The organism is Clostridium nigeriense, from assembly GCF_050585245.1.
Taxonomy (GTDB): Bacteria; Bacillota; Clostridia; order Clostridiales; family Clostridiaceae; genus Clostridium; species Clostridium nigeriense_A.
The window spans coordinates 91,712-109,154 of the sequence record NZ_JBNOOF010000006.1; the positions used below are offsets into that span (position 1 = coordinate 91,712).

A 17,443-nucleotide genomic window follows, 5' to 3' on the forward strand; every position below is an offset into this window, starting at 1 on the left:
CTTAAATTTATAATATCATGTTTTTAAACTATGTACAAGTGTTTTTATTTTGTATACACAAAAAAAATAGAAGCAAATATTCGCTTCTATTTTTTATATCTATTTTTTAGTTTTAATAAATAAATATACGCTATTTATTATAAATATTACACCTGAATAGAATAATACTATAGCCCATTGTCCTAATCCTAATGGTATGGTATTAAATACTCCTGCTAAAAAAGGAATATATAAAATTGAACATACCATAGTTATAGAAACTAAAACAGCTCCAACTAAGTAAGGATTAGTAAATATCTTAATTTCAAAAATTGAATGTCTTTCAGATCTACACTCAAATACATGTAAAAGCTGAGACATAACTAATGTTATTAAAGCCAATGTTCTACAAGTTGCTAAATCCATACCATAAAGTCTTCCTGTCATGAAAGATAATAATGTACAAATTCCAATTAAGCATCCTCTAATTACTATTTTAGACCATAATCCTCTTGCAAATATACTTTCTCCCTTTTCCCTTGGCTGTTGCATCATTATATCTTTATCAGGTGGATCTACACCTAGTGCAATAGCTGGAAGTCCATCTGTTGCTAAGTTTACAAATAGTATTTGTATTGGAGTTAATGGATTAGGTAAGTAAAAGATTGATGCTAAAAACATAGTTAATACTTCCCCTAAGTTACAAGATAATAAATATCTTATGAATTTTCTTATATTGTCGTATATTACCCTTCCCTCTTCTACTGCTGATACTATGGTTGCAAAGTTATCATCCATAAGTACCATTGATGCTGCTTCTTTCGTTACATCTGTGCCTGATATACCCATGGCTATTCCAATATCTGCTTCTTTAATTGCTGGAGCATCATTTACACCATCTCCAGTCATTGCAACAATATTATTTTGCTTTTTAAAAGCCTTAACAATTCTAAGCTTATGATGTGGTGATACCCTTGCAAAAACTCTAACATTCTTTACTTTCTTAACTAAATCTTCATCACTAATTTTTTCTATTTCTTCTCCAGTCATTGCTTGCTCATCTGTATTACAAATATTTATAGATTTAGCTATAGCTAAAGCAGTATTCTTATGATCTCCAGTAATCATAACAGGCTTTATTCCAGCAAGCTTACATTTTAATACAGCATCTCTAACCTCAATTCTTGGTGGATCAATACTACCTGCAACGCCTAAAAATATTAAATCTTTTTCCAAATTATCATTTCTAACTAATCCAGTTTCTTTATAGGCTGCTGCAATACATCTTAAAGCCCTATTAGACATAGCTTCTATATATGAAGCAACTTGTCTTTTCTTTTGCGAAGTTAATGGTTTAATTGTAGCATTTTCAAGTATATGTGTACATCTTTCTATTACTCTTTCTGGAGCTCCTTTCATATAACAAACTTCTCTAGATCCATCTCTAACTATAACACTCATCATTTTTCTTGTAGAATCAAAAGGAATATCAAAAACTCTATTGGAATTTGCCATAAAAGCCTTTAACATATTAACGTCATTAAAGAAAGCTTTTACTAAAGCTGTTTCTGTTGGATCTCCATATAAAGCCTTATCTATGTTTTTAACATTAAAATCATAATTACAATCATTACAATAAATTAAAGCCTTCATTATAGTTGAATGATTATTTAATTCCTCCTTATCTAAATCGTATATTTTCCCATTCATATATATTTCTTTAACTGTCATTTTGTTTTGTGTTAATGTTCCAGTTTTATCGGAACATATTACAGATGTACAACCTAATGTTTCTACTGCAGGCAATTTTCTAACTAATGCATTTTTCTTTAACATTCTAGATACACCTAAAGCTAGTGCAACTGTAACTATTGCTGCTAATCCCTCTGGTATTGCAGCTACTGCTAATGAAACACCAAGTAAAAACATTTCTGTTATCTCATTTCCTCTAAGTATTCCAAGAATAGTTACTACAGCACAAATAACTAAGCAGAGTGCTACTAGAATTTTTCCAAGTGAATCTAGTCTCTCTCTTAAAGGAGATTTTTCTTCTTCAATATTATCTAAGAGATTTGCTATTTTACCCATTTCAGTATTCATTCCAATTCCATCAACAAGTAAGATAGCTCTTCCTTTTAATATGGTAGTTCCCATAAATCCTTGGTTCTTTCCTTTTCTTGAATCTTTTGAAACTCCAACGGATTCACCTGTTAAAAGTGATTCATCCACCATTATTCCTGATGCTTCTATAAATGAACCATCAGCAGGTATTCTATCTCCAGCTTCTAAAATTACTAAATCACCTAATGTAACTTCTATAGAGTTAATTACTCTTAAAACTCCATCTCTAATAACTTTACATGTAGGGGCAGCAAGCTCCTTTAATGCCTCAAGAGATTTTTCTGTTCTATACTCTTGAACAAAACCCATAATTGCATTTACAACTACTATTATAAGTATTGTTATAGCATCTGCTGTGTCTCCCATTAAACCTGATATCACAGTTGCTGCTATTAATACCCAAACTATAAAGTCATTAAATTGAGATAAAAATATTACTATAGGTGATGTTTTCTTCTTATGGGATATTTCATTTAGCCCATATGTATTTTGTCTCTTCTCTGCTTCCTTTGTAGATAGACCCCTAGATATTTCTCGTTCTTGTATCACCGGTTGTCCTCCTTATAATAGTTTCTATATATTATATTTAGTAAATTTAAAGATATGATTTTTTTTAAAATTTTCACCAAATTTTAATTAATAGGTTATTGTTTATATAAACAAATTTCTACATATACTTCTATTAGGTATCTTTACAAATCATAAAGATAAATATAGAATATGTATAGATGAACAATAAACTAAGGAGGGTAATATCTTGAAAGATGTAATATATGTAACTGGACATAAAAATCCAGATTCAGATTCAATATGTGCTGCTTATGCATATGCTGAATTTAAAAATAAGACAGGCAGCAATTTACCTGCTATTCCAGTTAGACTTGGAAATGTAAATAGAGAAACTCAATACATTCTTGATTATTTTGGAGTAGAAGCTCCTCAATTATTAAAAACAGTAAAATTAAAGGTGGAAGATCTTGAATTTGATAAGATTACTCCAGTCTCACCTGAAATATCTTTAAAAATGGCTTGGAACATAATGAGGGAAAAAAATATAAAAACTCTTCCTGTAGCAGATGAAAATAATCATTTACTAGGTGTTTTAGCTATTTCAAACTTAACTTCTTGCTATATGGATATTTGGGATAATAGAATTTTAGCAAAGAGTAATACTACTTTTAATAACATAGTAGATACTTTATCAGCAAAGGAGATCTATACTAATCCTAATACAAAACATTTTCCTGGTAAGATAGTAGTTACTGCTATGAAGCCTGAAAGTATGAAAGATCATATAGATGCTGGTGATATATCAATAGTTGGTGATAGAGAGGAAGTTCAAAACGCATTATTAGACTTAGATATTTCTCTTATGATTGTAACAGGATCACATACCCCTACAGATAAAATAATTGAAAAAGCTAAAAAAGCTAATATAAGTGTTATAACAACACCACATGATTCATTTACTGCATCAAGACTTATAATTCAAAGTATCCCTGTTGGATATGTAATGATTAAGGATAATTTAGTAACCTTTTCAACTGAAGAGTTAGTTGATGATGTTAAACCAGTAATGATTGAAACTAGATTTAGAAGTTATCCTGTTATAGATTCAAACGATAAAGTAATTGGTACTATGTCAAGGTATCATTTAATTTCAAACTATAGAAAGAAAATAATTCAAGTTGACCATAATGAAAGAGGTCAATCAGTTGATGGATTAGAAGATGCTGATATCTTAGAAATTATAGATCACCATAGGGTAGCTGATATTCAAACTAGCGGTCCATTATACTTTAGAAGTGAACCTATTGGAAGTACTTCTACAATAGTTGGTAAATGCTTCTTTGAAAATGGAATTAGACCTTCTAAACAAGCTGCTGGTCTTTTATGCGGTGCAATAATTTCTGACACATTATTATTTAGAAGCCCAACTTGTACTCCACAAGATAAACAAACTTGCTTAAAGCTTGCTGAAATTGCAGGAATAAATGTTGAAGAATTTGCTAAGGAAATGTTTAAAGCTGGTACTTCACTTAAAGGAAAAACTGTTGAAGAAATCTTTAACCAAGACTTTAAGCCATTTACAATTGGAGAAACTAAAGTTGGTATCGCTCAAGTTAACACTATGGATATAGAAGGCTTTATGCCATTAAAAGACGAAATGTTAACTTATATGAATACAAAGGCTAAAGAAGATGGTTTAGACATGACTTTACTATTGTTAACTGACATTCTTAACGAAGGATCACAAATTTTAGTAGCTGGAGATAAACCAGAAATAGCTGAAAAAGCATTTAATGTTACTTTAAATGATAGTACTGCTTTCTTAGATGGTGTACTTTCAAGAAAGAAACAAGTAGTTCCACCAATAACTGCAGCTATAAATTCTTAATAAATAATAAAAGGATACCTTAGGTATCCTTTTATTATTTATTTTTAATTAAATTATAATAAACTTAAATATTATTTATAATAAATAAGAAATATGGACTCTTTCCTTATCTACTATTATTTTTGAATCTACTTCGTAAACATCTTTTATAAGCTCCTTGGTCAAAACATCTTTGGGCTTTCCGTATTTAATAATTTCTCCATCTTTTAAGACAAATATTTTATCACAATACATAGCTGCAATATTCAAATCATGAATAGCTGCAATAACTTCTATATTTAAATTTCTAACTATTTTCATAAGTTGTAATTGATACTTTATATCCAAATGATTTGTTGGTTCATCCAATATTAAACACTTAGGATTTTGCGCTAATGCTCTTGCAAGAATTACTCTTTGTTGCTCTCCACCTGATAAACTTTGAAAAGTTCTATCTTTTAAATCTAGCATATCGACATTTTCTAAAGCATTATTTACAATATCATAATCTTCCTTATTATCTCTTTCCATAAATTTTTTATGTGGTGATCTTCCCATTAAAACAATATCTTTAACAGTAAAATCAAAATTATAATTATTATGCTGGGATAATACTCCTACCATTTTTGAACTTTCTTTTACTGATATACTTCTCATATCAATTCCATCTAATTTTATTATACCTTTGCTTGGTTTCAATACTCTATATAAACACTTTAAAAAAGTAGATTTTCCACTTCCATTAGGACCTATTATCCCTACAAACTCTTTATTATCTACTTCCATATTTATTTCCTTTAATATATTGAATTTATCTAATACAACATTAATCTTTTCTGCTTTTATATTCATTACTTATTACCACCAAAACCATAATTTTTTTTAATCATAAGCCATACAAACAAAGGAGCTCCTATTATTGATATAACTATTCCAATAGGTATTTCTGTTCCCTTTATTAAAATCCTTGAAATCACATCTGCCCATATTAAAATTATAGATCCTAATAGAGCAGCTATTGGTATTATCTTTTTATGATTAGTTCCAAAAATTATTCTCACGATATGAGGTATTATTAGACCAATAAAGCCAATCATTCCTGATACATAGACTAACACTCCTATCATAAGTGAAGTTATTACTAAATACAGTATTCTATATTTATGTAAATCTGTACCTAAAGTGATTGATACTTCATCACCTAATAACATTAAATTTAACGTTCTATACTGAGTTATAAAAAATATTGTTCCTAAAATAATAATCGGGAATATAATAATTATTTCACTCCACTTAGCTCCAGCTAAACTTCCCATAAGCCAAAAAGTTATAGTTTTTAATTTTTGTGAATCATCTGATATATAAACTAAAAAACTAGAAAAGGAGCTACAAACTGAACTTAATGCCATACCTGCTAACAGCAGCTTTATAGAATTACTTCTTCCTCCTATATTGGATAAAGCTAAAACTAATATAGAAATTGAAAAGGCTCCAATAAAACCCATAAAACCAATTGAATTGCTACCAAATATACTTCCTACCCCAAGTACTACTGAAAGTGTTGCCCCTAATGATGCTCCTGAAGATACTCCTAAAATATATGGATCTGCCAAGGGATTTTTTACTATTGCTTGCATTACTATCCCAACTACTGATAACCCTGCTCCAACTTCAATAGCTAAAACTATTCTTGGCATTCTTATAAGCCATACTACATCTGCTATAGGTCCTGTAGAAACTGATGAATTTCCTATTTTAAACAATTTATATAATATAACTTGATACACTTCTTTTACACTAATATCAACTGAACCTATAGTGACAGATAATCCTATAGATAGAAAAAGTATAATCAATAGTATAATAGAAGTTCCTATATAAATAGGAACTCCCTTAATAAACTTATTATTCATTTCCATATAACCCACTTGCAAAAGTATTTATACCGTCTATAGTTCTTATTCCACTAGAGTACATATCTCCTAATGGAATAGCATACACTCTTCCATTTTTAACTGCTGAAAGACTTGCAAATGCAGGATTATTTAAGATTTTATTAATTTCTTCAAGAGCAACATTTTCATCTCCTCTATCCATATAAGAAATAAAAATACAATCAGGATTTAACTTAATTAAATCTTCTGCACCTATATTTCCACCTTCTGGATTTAAAATCTCTGCTCCTAATTGTGTTAACATATCTCCTGCTAAGGTCTTAACTCCATATGTATAGATATCTTCATCATAGAACTCTACTACCATAGCACTTTGTTTTTCTTCACTACTTACCTTTTCCGATACTTCCTTAATAGTAGATGTAATATTATCTACTATAGCTTGTGCTTTGTCTTCTACATTAAAAATCTTACCTATATTTAATATATCAGTTATTTCATTTTCTATTGTTCTTTCTTTAGCTACTCCACTATTTAATGAAATATATGTATTTACTCCACTTTCATTCCAATAGTCAATATCACCTAATCTTTTATTATCAAATAAAGAATACCATCCTAATATAAAGTCTGGTTCTTCCATTATTATAGTTTCTTTTGATGGCGTAAATTCTTCTAAATAATTTATTTTACTAAAAGCCTCTTTATATTCATCTTTAACATCATGATCAAGACCAGCTGCTGCAACAATTTTATCTTCTAATCCTAATGCTAACATTGTTTCAATAGAATTTTGATAAATAGCTACAACTTTTTCTGGTGCCTTATAAAAAGTTAATTCTACTGGTTCCTTTGAGTAATTATAAGTTGTTATAGTTATTGGATAATTTGCGTCATCATTTGCTTGAGCTTGTCCATCAGAAAAATCATTTGCTTCTTCTTGATTTCCTCTCCCACAAGAAACGAGAACTAAGATAAGCATTACACTTAATAGAATTGCTGTTAAGTTTTTTAATTTTTTCATTTTTCTTCTCCTTTTATCATTTTATATTTTATTTAATATAAAGATATAGGATACTCTTAGTTATTATTCGATATTTAATTAATATCACTCTTTTACCGAAGAGTACCGATATTATAGCATTGGCAAGTCTCCTGACTTATAGATCATAATGTTATTTCTCCTTCTCAAACTATATGTTCAATGGATTATTTTGAAATAACACTCCCTAAATACAGTAGCGGCACTGTGTAGGATTTCCACCTATCTTCCTTTTTAATAAAAATAGAATTAAGTATAAATCTATTTTTAACCAATACTATTTAGTATCATTATATTTAACAACTAATTTAGTATATCTAAAAATACTTCTTATGTCTATATTTATCTAAAATAATAAAAAAGCAATATAACAAATTTATTGCTATATCGCTCTAACTTAAAATTTATTTATTAAATTTTTTAATATATTCTTCTATTTCTTTATCAAATTCTCCTATTAATTTTTGAATAATCCCATTTTCTACATTAAGATTAATGTCATCAACTATTCTTATTGGAAGTATCTTTGGAGATGTTCCTGAAATGAACATAGCATCAAAATCTTTAACATCATTATACCTAATATTCTTTTCTTCAAATCCAATTCCTAAAGATTTTGCTAGTGCTATAATTCTCCCTCTAGTAACTCCTGGCAAAACTTCTTCTAATGGTGATGTATATAAAGTACCTTCTTTTATCATAAATATATTTGATTTGCTACCTTCTGTTATATAGCCTTTATTATTGACTAAAATAGCTTCAAAAGCTTCAGAACTATTAATTTCCTTAGTTACCTTTTCTCTAAAGCTACTATCAACAACCTTAGCATTCGGGTTATTTCTTTCTCCATGATAAAGAATAGTTTTAACACCTGTCTTATATAAATCTGTACTCGGATAGCTATGCTTTATACTAAAAACCTTCATAGTGTCTGTTTTAACATCGAAAGTTAATTTTATATTTCCATTTATAACATCGTTAGCATCAATTAATTTAGTTAAATATTCCTTTATCTTATCGTATTTATACGAAAATGGCTTCTCCATCAGTCTAAAGGATGATTCTAATCTCTTAATATGGTCTTCATAAAATAAAGGAGCTTTATTTATAACTCTTATTACTTCATATATAATTCTTCCCTTTTCCTTTGTATCATTTGTGTAATTACTTATAGGCTCTAAATGCCCATCTTCTAAATAATATTGCAAAATAGCTTCCATGATTTCCTCCATATTACTTCCATTTTAATATTTCAAAATTACTTTTCTTTTTATAATTAATTAAATATGCATTTCCAACTAAATCTAAAAGCGGTTTATCTGATAAGGAATCTGAAAACATATAAGAATTTTTATAATCAACTTCTATATTTTCATTATTTAAAAATTCCTTTAATCTTTTAACCTTTTCCTCACCCTTACAATTAGCCCCATCCATTTTTCTTAGAAATTTTCCATCTTCCATAGAAAATCTGGTCCCTATAATTACATCTACTTCTTTAATTGAATATAACTCATTTAGATAAAATTCTGGAGATGCAGATATTAAATATATCTTATATCCTTGTCCCTTTAATTTTCTCATCATACTTATTGCATCTTGATATAAGATATTTTCTAAAACATCTCTATAATAATTTTTAACTAAAATAGACAAGTCTTTTTCATCTATTTTATCTATAAACTTAAGAAAGGACTCTTTAACTTTTTTCTCATCATATACACCAATTTTATACATAATCCCGTTATATATAGCTCTTGGTAAAAATCTGATATTTTTTATATCTTTTGATACAACATATTTATATAATTCTATTAATGTTTCTTTTCTTGTTATTGTATAGTCTACATCAAATATCGCTAATTTATCCAATTCTTTTTCCTCCTAAGTTTTCATAGTTAATTATATACTAAAATTTGTTATTTTTAAACATAAAATATGTAGATGCTCCAAAGTACTACAATTTAAAATTCAAATATTTATCTATATAATTTATATTATAATAAAAATTGGCTGCCAAAATGACAGCCTAATTTAAAATATAAATTACTTTAATTTTTTTAAATAACTTTCTAATCTGTCTAAACCTTCTTGTATTATTTCCATAGATGTTGCATAAGATAGTCTTATATATTGGTCTAATCCAAAAGCTATCCCTGGTATTACTGCAACCTTTTCTTCCTCTAATATACTCTTTGAAAAATCTAACGAAGATTTAATTAAAGTATCTCCTATAGTTTTTCCGTAGAAATCTCCTATATAAACCATTATATAAAATGCCCCTCTTGGTTTAATATATGATACTCCTTCTATTTTACTAATTCTATTAACCATATAATTTCTTCGTTTTTCAAACTCTTCTATCATTGCTTTAATACTATCTTGTGGTCCAGTTAATGCTTCAATAGCTGCATATTGAGAAATAGAATTTATATTTGAAGTTACATGGCTTTGAATACTACTCATAAGCTTCGCTATTTCCTCACTAGATGCTGAATAACCAACTCTCCATCCTGTCATAGCATAAGACTTTGATAATCCATTAATTACAATAGTTCTATTATAAGCATCCTCTGATAGAGATGCTATACTTATATGCTCTTTATTATCATAAATTAACTTTTCATAAATTTCATCTGATATTATAATTAAATTATTTTCTTTAGCAAACTCTGCAATTTCTATTAATTCTTCTCTTGAATAAATACTTCCTGTTGGATTATTAGGACTATTAATTAATATAGCCTTAGTTTTATTTGTAACTACTTTTTTTAAATCCTCAATAGTGTATTTATAATCATTTTTCTTTAATGTATTTACAAATACAGGCACTCCATCTGCTAATTTGACTAGTTCAGGATAACTTACCCAATAAGGAACCGGAATTATTACTTCATCTCCTTCATTTAGTATCCCTAAAAATGCATTAGCTAAGCTTTGCTTTGCTCCTGTAGATACTACTATTTGACTTGGATTATATAATAAACCATTATCATTTTTAAACTTATAGCAAATTGCTTTTCTTAAATCTAAAATACCACTAGTTGGTGTGTATTTTGTTTTTCCTTCCTCCATAGCTCTTACAGCTGCTTTTATAATGTTATTAGGAGTATTAAAATCTGGTTCTCCTGCTCCAAAACTTACTACATCTATTCCTGCTTCTTTTAATTCCTTTGCCTTTGCTGTAATTTCTAATGTTATTGATGGATTAATTTGCTTTGCCTTATTAGATAAATCCATTTTTATACCCCCATTTATTTTCTTGAATTAACTAATTTATTAAATAAATTTTCACTAATACCAAAACTGCCTATTAAATTTTCTTTACATCCTTCTTTTCCATGAAAATCACTACCACCAGTTACTAATAATTTATATTTCTTGCATAAATTATGAAAATTGTTAGTTTGTTCTCTTGTATGACTCGGATGATATACTTCAACACCCTTTAATCCATAAAACTTCAAATTTTTAATTATACTTTCTACCGCTGAAGCTTTATAAATTTGTCCAGGATGAGCAAGAACTGCTATTCCTCCTGCATTATTAATAACTTTAATAGCCTCTTTATAATTAAGCTTATATCCCTTAACATAGGCTGGTTTTCCTTTAACTAAGTAATTAGTAAAAGCCGCCTTATAATTTTCAAAATATCCTTTTCTAACCATTGCATTAGCAACATGACTTCTTCCTACTGTAGAATTTAAATCTACATCTAAATCATCTAATTCTAACTTAATATCATGTTTTTTTAGATTAAAAAGTATTTCTTCAATTCTTTCTATTCTTGATTTATTTAATTTATTTACAATATCAATTAAATTACTATCATTTATATTAATAAAATATCCTAATATATGAAGCTCAAAATCCTCATATTCAGTGCTTAATTCTATACCAGGTATAACTGTTATATCAGTATATTCTTTCTCCACCACATATTGTGAAGCAATTGAATCATGATCAGTTATTGAAATACTCTTTACCCCTGATTCTCTAGCTATATTAATAATGTTTTCGGGTGTCATATTGCCATCTGAATAATTAGAATGAATATGTAAATCTGCATATTTCATTTCAACACCTTATTTCTTAAGTTTATATTAAAAATATATCATTATTAATATAAAATGACAATGAAAAAAAGACACTAATGTGTCTTTTTAAATATTTTTATTCTGCTAATTCTTCGCTATAGAATTTTGATACTCTATCAAATTCATCTTCTTCCGGAATTATTAATTCTCCATCTTCTAATGATCTAAATAAGTAAACTGAATCTTCATTAGGATCTTGAGCTAAAATATATTCATTATCTTCAAATTCAAATGCATCAATTATCGGACAAGATATTACATTTCCATTATCATCTTCTAGATCAACTACAAAATGTTCATGATGATCTTCTCCACATCCACATTCATCATTATGTTCATGTCCATGATCATGTCCACATCCACATGTATTTTCTTCTTCGTGACATCCACATTTCTTTTCATTTTCCATTTCAATAATCCTCCTTTAATGAGACTAATATTCTATTTAATTCTACCCTTAATTTATAAAAATTAAAAGTAAAAGATTTAAATTTTTTTATTATTTTCTAAATAATAAAAAATAAGGGGCTAAAAATAGCCCCTTATTTATAAAAACTATTGTTGTTCAGCTAATCTCTTGTAGTTTGCTAATCTATCCATAGCATCCTTTTCTGTCTTTTCAAATAAAGCTTCTGCTTGTTCTGGGAATGCTTTTGCAAGTGAAGCATATCTTACTTCTCCCATTAAGAATTCTCTGAAGCTTGCTTTTGGTTCCTTAGAATCTAATGAGAATGGATTCTTAGTTCCAACTAATGTTGGGTTATATCTATATAATCCCCAATATCCACATTCAACAGCTTTCTTAGCTTCTTCTTGGCTATTAGCCATACCAGTCTTAATACCATGGCTGATACATGGAGCATAAGCTATAATTAATGATGGTCCATTGTAAGCTTCTGCTTCAGCTATTGCTTTAAGAGTTTGGTTCTTATCAGCTCCCATTGAAATTTGTGCTACATATACATATCCATATGTCATAGCCATCATTCCAAGGTCTTTCTTCTTAGTCTTCTTACCTGATGCAGCAAATTTAGCTATTGCAGCAGTTGGAGTTGACTTAGAAGATTGTCCTCCTGTATTTGAATAGATTTCTGTATCAAATACAAGAACATTTACGTCTTCTCCTGAAGCTAGAACATGGTCTAATCCACCATATCCGATGTCATATGCCCATCCGTCTCCTCCGAAGATCCATTGAGATCTCTTAACTAAGAATTCTTTATCCTTTAAGATTTCTCTTGCATAGTCAGCATCAACATTTTGTAATGCAGCTACTACTCTATTAGCTCTATCTCTAGTTCCTTCTCCACTGTTCATATTATCTACCCAGTCTTGAAGTACTGCTTTAACATCTTCTGAAGTTTCTACTTCTAAAGCATTCTTAACATTATCTGCTATTCTTTCTCTTATAGCCTTAACTCCTAAGAACATACCTAATCCAAATTCAGCATTATCTTCAAATAATGAGTTTGCCCAAGCTGGACCATTGCCTTCATGGTTTACTGTATATGGAGTTGATGGTACTGAACCACCCCAAATTGAAGAACATCCAGTAGCATTAGCAATCATCATTCTATCTCCAAATAATTGAGTTACAAGCTTAGCATATGGAGTTTCACCACAACCTGCACAAGCTCCTGAGAATTCGAATAATGGTTGTTCGAATTGGCTACCCTTAACAGTATTCTTGTTCATTGGGTTCTTCTTAGGCTTAACATCTTTAATTGCATAATCCCAAGCTTCAATTTGATCTTCTTGAGTAGCAAGTGGCTTCATTATTAAAGCCTTACCTGGTGCTGGACATACTTGAGCACAGTTTCCACATCCTGTACAGTCTAATGGAGTAACTCCTATAGTGTAGAATGTTGGTTCTTCTGTTCTTAATGCCTTTGCAGGTACTACTTTCATTGATTCTGGTGCATTTGTCTTTTCATCTTCTGTTAATAAGAATGGTCTTATTACAGCGTGTGGACAAACATATGCACATTGGTTACATTGGATACATTTATCTTGTTGCCATTCTGGAACATTAATAGCTATACCTCTCTTTTCATAAGCAGCAGTACCAGCCATAAATGTACCATCTTCCATTCCATCGAATGCTGAAACTGGAAGATCAAATCCTTTTTGAGCATTGATTGGCTCAACTATATTCTTAATAAATGCTGGAATGTCACTTCTGTCTTCTTTAGCTTCATCCTTAGCATCTTTCCAATCAGCTGGAACATCTATTCTAACTATAGATTCAACACCCTTATCTATAGCAGCAAAGTTCATGTTAACAACTTTTTCACCTTTTTTACCATAAGATGTTACAACAGCATCTTTTAAGTACTTAACAGCATCTTCAACTGGAATAATGTTAGCAATCTTAAAGAATGCTGCTTGCATTATCATGTTGATTCTTCCGCCAAGACCAATTTCTTGAGCTATCTTAACAGCATTTAATGTATAGAATTCAATATTATTTTCTGCAATATATCTCTTCATTGCAGCTGGTAATTTTTCATTAACTTCTTCTGGAGTCCAGATTGTATTTAATAAGAACTTACCATTATTCTTTAATCCTTCTAATACATCATATTTGTAAACATAAGCTTGATTGTGACAAGCAACGAAATCAGCTTTGTGAACTAAGTATGGTGACTTAATTGGCTTCTTACCAAATCTTAAGTGAGATACTGTTATACCACCAGATTTCTTTGAGTCATATGAGAAGTATCCTTGAGCATACATATCAGTATGGTCACCGATAATCTTAATAGCACTCTTGTTAGCACCAACAGTACCATCTGATCCTAATCCCCAGAACTTACATGCTTTTGTTCCTTCTGGAGTAGCATCGATATCTGCAACTGCTTCTAATGAAGTGTTAGTTACATCATCAACTATTGAAATTGTGAATCCATCCTTTGGAGTTTCCTTAGTTAAGTTAGCAAAAACTGCAGCTAAATCTGCTGGGTTTGGATCCTTAGAACCTAAACCATATCTTCCTCCAACTATAACTGGAGCATTTTCTCTTCCATAGAATGCACTCTTAACATCTAGATATAATGGTTCTCCGATTGAGCCTGGTTCTTTTGTTCTATCTAAAACAGCTATAGATTTAACTGTAGCTGGTATAACCTTTAATAATCTTTCAGTAGAGAATGGTCTATATAGTCTTACTTTAACTACACCAACTTTTTCTCCCTTAGCATTTAAGTAATCTACTGTTTCTTCAGCAACATCAGTTGAAGACCCCATTGTAACAATTATTCTATCAGCATCTGGTGCTCCATAGTAATCGAAACAGTGATATTCTCTTCCTGTTAATTTAGTTATTTCAGCCATGTAGCTTTCAACTACTTCTGGAATATCTTCATAGAATCTATTTACAGATTCTCTAGTTTGGAAGTAGATATCTGGGTTTTGAGCAGTACCTCTTGTAACTGGGTTATTAGGGTTTAATGCTCTTGTTCTGAATCCTGCTAATGCTTCGTAATCCACTAAGTTAGCTAATTCATCATATTCTAAAACTTCTATTTTTTGAATTTCATGTGAAGTTCTAAATCCATCAAAGAAATTCATGAAAGGAATTCTAGTTTTAATTGAAGTTAAGTGAGCTACTGCTGATAAATCCATAACTTCTTGAACTGATCCTTCTGCAAGCATAGCAAAACCAGTTTGTCTTGCAGCCATAACATCTTGGTGATCTCCAAATATACTTAATGAAGAAGTTGCTAAAGCTCTTGCTGATACGTGGAATACTGTTGGAAGCATTTCACCAGCTATCTTGTACATATTTGGAATCATTAATAATAATCCTTGAGATGCAGTATATGTTGTTGTTAATGCACCTGCTTGTAAAGATCCATGAACTGCACCAGCTGCTCCTGCTTCTGATTGCATTTCCATTACCTTAACAGGTTGACCAAATATGTTCTTTCTTCCTTGTGCAGCCCATTCATCAACGTGTTCAGCCATTGGTGAAGATGGTGTGATTGGAAATATAGCAGCTACTTCTGTAAAGGCATAAGATATATGAGCGGCAGCTGTATTACCATCCATAGTTTTCATTTTTCTCATCATGTTTGACCTCTCTTCCTTATATATAAAAATTTTATAATAAGCTAAATACAGAAATTTAACACTGTATTCTAAATTTAAGAATAAATAATTTGTAAGAAAAGATTCAATTCTTTATACTGAAGTCTAAGTACTTAACCCCTATATAAGTACTATTATTTATGTCCTATCCCCTAAAGAATTATTTTGCTAATTCCTCACCAAGCTTTTTAGCATTTATTAATTCCTCATTACTTGGTGATTCTTTAACGGCGATGTGTCCTACAACATTAAAGTCATAATCCTTCATGCGTTGAACCCAATCAATCATGAATTTACCATCATCCCATCCATATGATCCAAATAATACAATTTTCTTTTGTTTATTAGGTAACAATTTAAATTGGTTTATAAATGGTTCCATCTCATGTTGTTCAATTCTATTGTTATCCATTGAAGGACTACCAAAGGCAACTGAATCAGCCTCCGTTACATCTTCAACTGTTGCATCATAAACATGTTTTATGTTCACTTCAGCATTTAGGTTTTTAGCACCTTCTGCAATTGAATTTGCAAGAACTTCAACATTTCCTCCATTACTCCAATAAATAATAGAAATTTTTTTCATCAATACATCACCTCATCCTTGACCAAAAAAGTCATTTTTTGGGATACATATTACCTATTTTTACACTTACTATTTTATTATATAACACTATTAAAATTTTGCAAGTTTTATACATCCCATATTGGTACAATATTGTCCACTCATCCTAATGAAGTCTTATTTTACTTATTTAACTCTATACTATTTATAATTACTTCAAAAATTGAGTTAACACCATTACTTATACCACTATTTTTCATATTTTTCACTAAAATATCCTTATTTTCTTTTAATTCTTTTAGCTTTATAAGTAATTTTTTTTCATCTTCAATCATTTCATCTTCATCAAGAACTAGTGAATATCCTTCCTTTTCAAAAGAATTAGCATTTAATATTTGATCTCCTCTACTTATTTTCTTTGATAATGGAATTAAAAGTGTTGGTTTATTTAAAGCTAATAATTCAAAAATTACATTAGCACCTGCTCTAGATATAATATAATCAGCAGCCTTTAATAAATGAGGCAATTCTTCTTTAACATATTCAAATTGAATATATCCTATTTTATCTTTTAATTTATTATCTAAATTATTTTTTCCGCAAATATGAATTATATTATAACTCTTAAGAATCTCATCTAAGTTCTTCCTAACAGCTTCATTTATACTCTTAGCTCCTAGACTTCCTCCTATAACAAGTAGAATTTCTTTATTATCCTTAAAATTACAAATTCTTTTTCCTTTCTCAGAATTTCCATTTAATATTTCTTCTCTAATAGGAGTTCCTGTTAATATTCCTTTTTCATCCTTTATGTATTTTAAACTTTCTCTGAAAGTAACACAAAGTTTTGTACAAAAAGGAGCAGATAATTTATTTGCAAGGCCTGGAGTTAAATCAGACTCATGAGATATTACAGGTATTTTTTTCATAGAAGCCGCAATAACTACTGGAACTGCAACAAAACCACCCTTAGAAAATATTACATTTGGTTTTTCTTTCTTTAAAATTTTATTAGCCTCTATAACTCCCTTCATTACTTTAAATGGATCAGTAAAATTTTTAAAATCGAAATACCTTCTAAGTTTACCAGAAGATATTTCATAGTAAGGAATATTTGCATCTCCTATTATTTCTTTTTCTATTCCTTCTTTACTTCCTATATATTTTATATCAAAACCTTTTTCTTTTAACTTTGGTACTAAAGCTAAGTTAGGAGTAACATGACCCGCAGTTCCTCCTCCAGTCATTATTATCTTATATTTGCTCATTTAACCACTT

General features: G+C 29.5%; 13 protein-coding genes and 1 riboswitch. Of the genes, 1 reads left to right on the plus strand and 12 read right to left on the minus strand.

What is annotated here, in order from left to right:
* Positions 1-99: 99 nt before the first annotated feature.
* Entirely contained in the window at positions 100-2,649 is a 2,550-nt protein-coding gene (locus ACQPUY_RS10900; RefSeq protein ID WP_430841253.1) for a calcium-translocating P-type ATPase, SERCA-type, read from the minus strand.
* Between the two features lie 208 nt (positions 2,650-2,857).
* On the opposite strand from ACQPUY_RS10900, the gene ACQPUY_RS10905 reads away from it, so the two are divergent.
* Positions 2,858-4,498 carry a putative manganese-dependent inorganic diphosphatase gene (locus tag ACQPUY_RS10905; RefSeq protein WP_430841254.1) on the plus strand — a complete coding sequence of 547 codons (1,641 nt, stop codon included), beginning with the start codon at positions 2,858-2,860 and terminating at the stop codon, positions 4,496-4,498.
* Positions 4,499-4,573: 75 nt separating this feature from the next.
* Here the strand turns inward: ACQPUY_RS10905 and ACQPUY_RS10910 are convergent, their stop codons facing one another.
* The 11 genes from ACQPUY_RS10910 to ACQPUY_RS10960 form a co-directional block, all read right to left on the minus strand.
* Entirely contained in the window at positions 4,574-5,329 is a 756-nt protein-coding gene (locus tag ACQPUY_RS10910) for an ABC transporter ATP-binding protein (RefSeq protein ID WP_430841255.1), read from the minus strand.
* Complete coding sequence (locus ACQPUY_RS10915) at positions 5,329-6,396, minus strand: FecCD family ABC transporter permease (protein ID WP_430841256.1); 1,068 nt, start codon at positions 6,394-6,396, stop codon at positions 5,329-5,331. The genes ACQPUY_RS10910 and ACQPUY_RS10915 overlap by 1 nt, the downstream gene beginning before the upstream one ends.
* Positions 6,383-7,396, minus strand: a complete 1,014-nt coding sequence (locus ACQPUY_RS10920) for an ABC transporter substrate-binding protein (RefSeq protein WP_430841257.1) — start codon at positions 7,394-7,396, stop codon at positions 6,383-6,385. Before ACQPUY_RS10920 ends, ACQPUY_RS10915 begins: the two co-directional genes overlap by 14 nt.
* 104 nt (positions 7,397-7,500) lie before the next feature.
* Positions 7,501-7,705, minus strand: a riboswitch (cobalamin riboswitch).
* A gap of 113 nt (positions 7,706-7,818) precedes the next feature.
* Positions 7,819-8,634 carry an aminotransferase class IV gene (locus ACQPUY_RS10925; RefSeq protein ID WP_430841258.1) on the minus strand — a complete coding sequence of 272 codons (816 nt, stop codon included), beginning with the start codon at positions 8,632-8,634 and terminating at the stop codon, positions 7,819-7,821.
* Positions 8,635-8,647: 13 nt separating this feature from the next.
* On the minus strand, positions 8,648-9,286 hold the full coding sequence (locus ACQPUY_RS10930; protein ID WP_430841259.1) for an HAD-IB family hydrolase: 639 nt from the start codon (positions 9,284-9,286) through the stop codon (positions 8,648-8,650).
* A 174-nt stretch (positions 9,287-9,460) separates the two neighbouring features.
* Positions 9,461-10,654, minus strand: coding sequence for a pyridoxal phosphate-dependent aminotransferase (locus ACQPUY_RS10935; RefSeq protein ID WP_430841260.1), 1,194 nt, complete (start codon positions 10,652-10,654; stop codon positions 9,461-9,463).
* A 14-nt stretch (positions 10,655-10,668) separates the two neighbouring features.
* Positions 10,669-11,490, minus strand: coding sequence for a PHP domain-containing protein (locus ACQPUY_RS10940; RefSeq protein ID WP_430841261.1), 822 nt, complete (start codon positions 11,488-11,490; stop codon positions 10,669-10,671).
* Positions 11,491-11,587: 97 nt separating this feature from the next.
* Positions 11,588-11,920, minus strand: a complete 333-nt coding sequence (locus ACQPUY_RS10945; RefSeq protein WP_430841262.1) for a DUF1292 domain-containing protein — start codon at positions 11,918-11,920, stop codon at positions 11,588-11,590.
* A gap of 146 nt (positions 11,921-12,066) precedes the next feature.
* Positions 12,067-15,579: a pyruvate:ferredoxin (flavodoxin) oxidoreductase gene (gene nifJ, locus ACQPUY_RS10950; RefSeq protein ID WP_430841393.1), complete on the minus strand. Its 3,513-nt coding sequence runs from the start codon at positions 15,577-15,579 to the stop codon at positions 12,067-12,069.
* A gap of 181 nt (positions 15,580-15,760) precedes the next feature.
* Entirely contained in the window at positions 15,761-16,186 is a 426-nt protein-coding gene (locus tag ACQPUY_RS10955) for a flavodoxin (RefSeq protein WP_430841263.1), read from the minus strand.
* A 161-nt stretch (positions 16,187-16,347) separates the two neighbouring features.
* Entirely contained in the window at positions 16,348-17,433 is a 1,086-nt protein-coding gene (locus ACQPUY_RS10960; protein WP_430841264.1) for an undecaprenyldiphospho-muramoylpentapeptide beta-N-acetylglucosaminyltransferase, read from the minus strand.
* Positions 17,434-17,443: the final 10 nt, after the last annotated feature.